The sequence below is a fragment of the Streptomyces yerevanensis genome (assembly GCF_000716805.1).
Classification (GTDB): domain Bacteria; phylum Actinomycetota; class Actinomycetes; order Streptomycetales; family Streptomycetaceae; genus Streptomyces; species Streptomyces flaveus.
Map to the genome: position 1 here is coordinate 1 of NZ_JNWJ01000147.1, position 4,561 is coordinate 4,561.

Here is a 4,561-nt window from a genome sequence, read left to right on the forward strand (position 1 = left end):
CAAGTCAGCCCGTCCGGCGTTTGAGGACGAGGCCGTTCAGGCCGATGGGGGTCTGGGGCGCAGCCCCAGCGGGGTCCAGGGGCGGAGCCCCTGGTGGGGATCCGGGGCGAAGCCCCAGGGACGGGTAAGGGCGGCGGGGGCGGAATAACCGGAGGCCGCCTCCCGTTAGGTACGCGCGGACCGACGTCGTACCCAGCAGGAGGCAACCCATGGCGGCAGACGAAATACGAGGCGAGACGGCGGGCACCGCTCAGGTGCCACTTTCCGTGCTGGACCTGGTCACCGTGGGCGCGGGCCGCACCGCCACGGACGCCCTCCGCACCAGCGTCGAACTGTCCCGCCTCGCAGAGAACCGCGGCTTCCACCGCTACTGGGTGGCCGAACACCACTCGATGCCGGGCGTCGCCTCAACGTCCCCCGCCGTGATCCTCGCCCACCTCGCCGCCCACACCGACCGGATACGCCTCGGCTCAGGCGGCGTCATGCTCCCCAACCACGCCCCCCTCGTCATCGCGGAACAGTTCGGCACCCTGGAGGCCATGGCCCCGGGCCGCATCGACCTGGGCCTCGGCCGAGCCCCGGGCACGGACGGCGCGACGGCCGCAGCCCTGCGCCGCACCGACCGGCTCAACGAGGGCGCCGACGACTTTCCCCAGCAACTCGCCGAACTGACCCGCTTCCTGGACGACGACTTCCCAGACGGCCACCCGTACGCCCGTATCCACGCGGTCCCGGGCCCCATCCAGGCCACGGCCCCCGGCGGCGTACAGTCCCCGCACCGCCCACCCGTCTGGCTCCTCGGTTCCTCCGGCTTCAGCGCCCGCCTCGCCGGCACTCTCGGCCTGCCGTTCGCCTTCGCGCACCACTTCTCGGCCCAGAACACGATCCCGGCGCTCGACCTGTACCGCGAGTCCTTCACACCCTCCGAAGTCCTCGACGCCCCGTACGCCCTCATCGGCGTCTCCGCGCTCGCCACGGACGACGAGAAGGAGGCCCGCCGCCAGGTCCTGGCCGCCGCCCTGAACATGGTCCGCCTGCGCACCGGCCGCCCGGGACTCGTGCCCACCCCGGAGGAGGCGGAGGCGTACGAATTCAGCCCGATGGAGCGGGAGTTCGTCGACTCCTGGAACTCCAACGTCATCCACGGCACCGCGGACGAGGTCCGCGCCGGCCTCGACGACCTGCAAAAGCGCACGGGCGCGGACGAGTTGATGATCACGGGCAACGCCCACAGCGGAGACGTACGCCTGCGCTCGTACGAACTGATCGCGGACGCCTACCAGTTGCCGAAAACCCGGGCCCAGGCCTGAGACGGCTCAGCCTCGCGGGCAGTCCGCCTCCGTCAACAGTGCGGAGATACGATCCGCTGCCACCGGCCGGGAGTACAGCCACCCCTGGCCGGTGTCGCAGCCGATGCGCCGCAGTCGGGAGGCCTGCCCGGCGGTCTCCACGCACTCGGCGGTGACCGTCAGACCCAGCCGATGGGCGAGTTCGATGAGGGCCTCGACGATGACCTCGTCGGCGGGGTTCGCACGGTGGCCCGCTTCCTCGTACTGGAAGCCCCGCACGAACGATCCGTCGAGCTTCAGTACGGAGACGGGGAGGCGGCTGAGGTAGGCGAGGTTGGAGTAGCCCGTGCCGAAGTCGTCGATGGCGATGCGTACGCCCATGTCGCTGAGCGCCTGCAGGGCCTGGAGCGGGCGGCCCGCCGAGCCCATCACGGCCGATTCGGTGAGCTCCAACTGGAGGAGATGCGGGGCGAGTCCGGTCTCCGTGAGGATCGCCGCGACGTCCGCCACCAGGTCGGAGTCCCAGACCTGACGCACCGCCACGTTCACGCTCACGAAGACCGGCGGCACATCCGGGTGGTCCAACTGCCAGCGGCGCGCCTGCCGGCAGGCGGTGGCCAGCACCCAGCGCCCCAACTGCACGATGGAGCCGTCTTCTTCAGCAAGTCCGATGAACCGATTCGGCGTCAGTGTGCCGAACTGAGGATGGTTCCATCGCACCAGCGCCTCGACACCCCGCACACCGCCGTCCTCCATGCCCACCAACGGCTGGTACTCCAGGGCGAACTCACCCTTCTCGATGGCGGGGCGGAGGGTGGAGGCGAGGGCCTGACGGGTCATGCGGTGGGCGTTGCGCTCCGGGTCGAAGAGCGTCCAGCGGGACTTTCCGTCGGCCTTCGCCCAGTACAGCGTCGTATCGGCGGCCTGCATCAGGGCCGTCGCGGTGGTGTCGGCCGCGTGCCGCTCGACGACCCCGATCGAGGCCGAGACCGACAGCCGCTGCCCGGAGATGTCGAAGGGCGCCTGAAGGGACGTCAGTACGGACTTGGCGAGCTCTGCCAGCTGCTCCGTACCCGTCGAGTCCTCGACCAGCAGCGCGAACTCGTCGCCGCCGAGCCGGGCGACCAGCGGCTTGACCGCCCGCGCGTGACCGGCCTCGTCCGCACAGCGCGTCAGCCGCTCGGCGACGGCCGCGAGCAGCCGGTCGCCGATGCGGTGGCCGAGCGTGTCGTTGACCGCCTTGAACCCGTCGAGGTCCAGGTAGCACAGCCCGATCCGGCCGGTGCCCGACTCCTCGTAAGCCTCCGCCTCCAGCGCGGCCGAAAGGCGCTCGAAGAACAGGGTGCGGTTGGGCAGCCGGGTCACCGGGTCGTGCATCTGCAAGTGCCGCAGCCGGGCCTGGAGTTCACGGCGGGCGCTGATGTCGCAGACCGACACCAGCACGGCCTGCTCCTCCTCGGGCAGTGGGGACACCGTCACCTGGGCCCAGAGGGAGTGTCCGTCGGGGTGTTTGAGCCGTCGGGTGCAGCGCAGTCTGGCCTGCCGGCCGCGGAGCACCTCGCGGTACGCGTGCCAGGTGCGGGCGTCGGAGGCCAGATCCACCAGATCGGCGGCGACCCGGCCCGCGAGACCGTCCGGGCCTGCGCCGAGCAGCGCGGCCAGCGAGTCGTTGGCCGTGACGACCAGACCCTCGCGGTCGACGACGGCCATCGCCACGGGGGCGGCGTCGAAAGTGGCCCGGAACGTACGGTCCGTGAGGTCGGGGGCGCGTGGAGGCTCGGCCTCGGCGCGTGATGTCACCGGTTCGGTACGTGTGGTACGCGTGTCGACGCATGAGGTGTGGGTGTCGACGCGTGGGGTCGTCTTCTCGTGAGGAAGAGACCGACTGTCACTTTCTGTGACCGTCGGTCGGACGAGGTCTGCCGCAGGGACCGGCCCTTCGGGCGTTCCGCTCACCGTTCGCTCCCGCTGTGCACTCGTTACTCGTACAGGTCTCGTCGGGTGGTCGGCCGGTGGAGGACGGCCGCTCTAGCCGTGTCCGCGCAGGAAAGTGTGCCGATCATAGAGGCTGGCCCGAACGCCTTCCAGCTACTCCTCAGTCTCCCCAATTAACCGGCTCTTCTGACAGATCGTTTCTGCCCGCACCTGGACAGGTTCCTTCAATGGCCGATCGCTTGTGACGTTCCGTGAGTGCTCGAGATGTCCGCGGTGCCGTGACGCGCTCGTCCGGAGGCCGGTGCGCTCACCCTTCTGGTGCAGACAAACAGGGCGTAAGTGATCACATGCGTACAGGCTGGGTGTGGTATCCCGAATTCCGCACCGGAGGTCGAAGTGCCGCGTCTGTTCCCCCTCAAGGGGCTCACCCGTGGCGAGGCACGACCTCGTTGGCGTGGTCCCGCGGCACTGTTCACCTCCATGGCGGCGCTCGCCGCCACCTCCCTGGCCATGGGCCCCGCGAACGCCGTGCCCCATTCGACGTCCTGCGCCTTGAAGCGGACCGACGCCCACCACTCGGAGGGCCTGGACACCTGGAACTCCGCCTATCCGCGCCCCGGCCGCCGCATCGACGCTGTGATGGTCTTCCTCTCCTTCCCCGACTCCACCCCGCAGGCCACCCCCACCGAACTGGCGGCCGACCACTTCCCGGCCACCAGTCGCTTCTTCGAACGCGCCTCCTACGGCAAGTTCACGCTGCGCCCGCACCCGCTCCGCGAGTGGCTGCCGATGCCGCACGCTTCCACGGCGTACGCCATACAGCGCGACTGGAACTCCGCGCGCCGGTCCGCGTATCTGCACGACGCCCTCGCCGTGTCCGACCCTCGCGTCGACTTCTCGCGCTACGACGTCGTCTACTTCGTCGCCGATCCGCACGCGCCCGGCGTCGACTCGGACGCGACGAAGGTGGTCAACCTCGAGGCGCCGCTACGGGCCGACGGCACGGACATCCGCCGGGTCGTCACGGTCTTCGAGCAGCATCCACCGGACCGGCTCGTCCTGGCCCACGAGACGGGCCACGTCTTCGACCTGCCCGACCTCTACCACCGGCCGACCGACGACAAGGGCGACTGGGACACCTACGTCGGCGACTGGGACCTCATGGGCAGCCAGTTCGGGCTCGCGCCGGATCTCTTCGGCTGGCACAAGTGGAAGCTGGGCTGGCTGGAACCGCGGCAGGTGGCGTGTGTGCAGGGAGCGGGCGACGGGGGTACGCGGCTGACGCTGGAGCCGTTGGGGGCGGGGCCGGTGGTGGCCGGGGCGGCAGGGGATACGGC

At 70.3% G+C, this 4,561-nt stretch carries 3 protein-coding genes; 2 read left to right on the top strand and 1 reads right to left on the bottom strand.

Annotation, left to right across the window (positions count from 1 at the left end; translation table 11 throughout):
* Positions 1–209 precede the first annotated feature (209 nt).
* Complete coding sequence (locus OP79_RS48405) at positions 210–1,310, top strand: LLM class flavin-dependent oxidoreductase (RefSeq protein WP_033329614.1); 1,101 nt, start codon at positions 210–212, stop codon at positions 1,308–1,310.
* A 6-nt stretch (positions 1,311–1,316) separates the two neighbouring features.
* On the opposite strand, the gene OP79_RS48410 is transcribed toward OP79_RS48405, so the two are convergent.
* Positions 1,317–3,245, bottom strand: coding sequence for a putative bifunctional diguanylate cyclase/phosphodiesterase (locus OP79_RS48410; protein ID WP_033329615.1), 1,929 nt, complete (start codon positions 3,243–3,245; stop codon positions 1,317–1,319).
* A 375-nt stretch (positions 3,246–3,620) separates the two neighbouring features.
* Here OP79_RS48410 and OP79_RS48415 point away from each other — a divergent pair.
* Positions 3,621–4,561 (top strand): M6 family metalloprotease domain-containing protein (locus OP79_RS48415; RefSeq protein WP_033329616.1); only part of this gene is annotated, 941 nt, incomplete at its 3' end.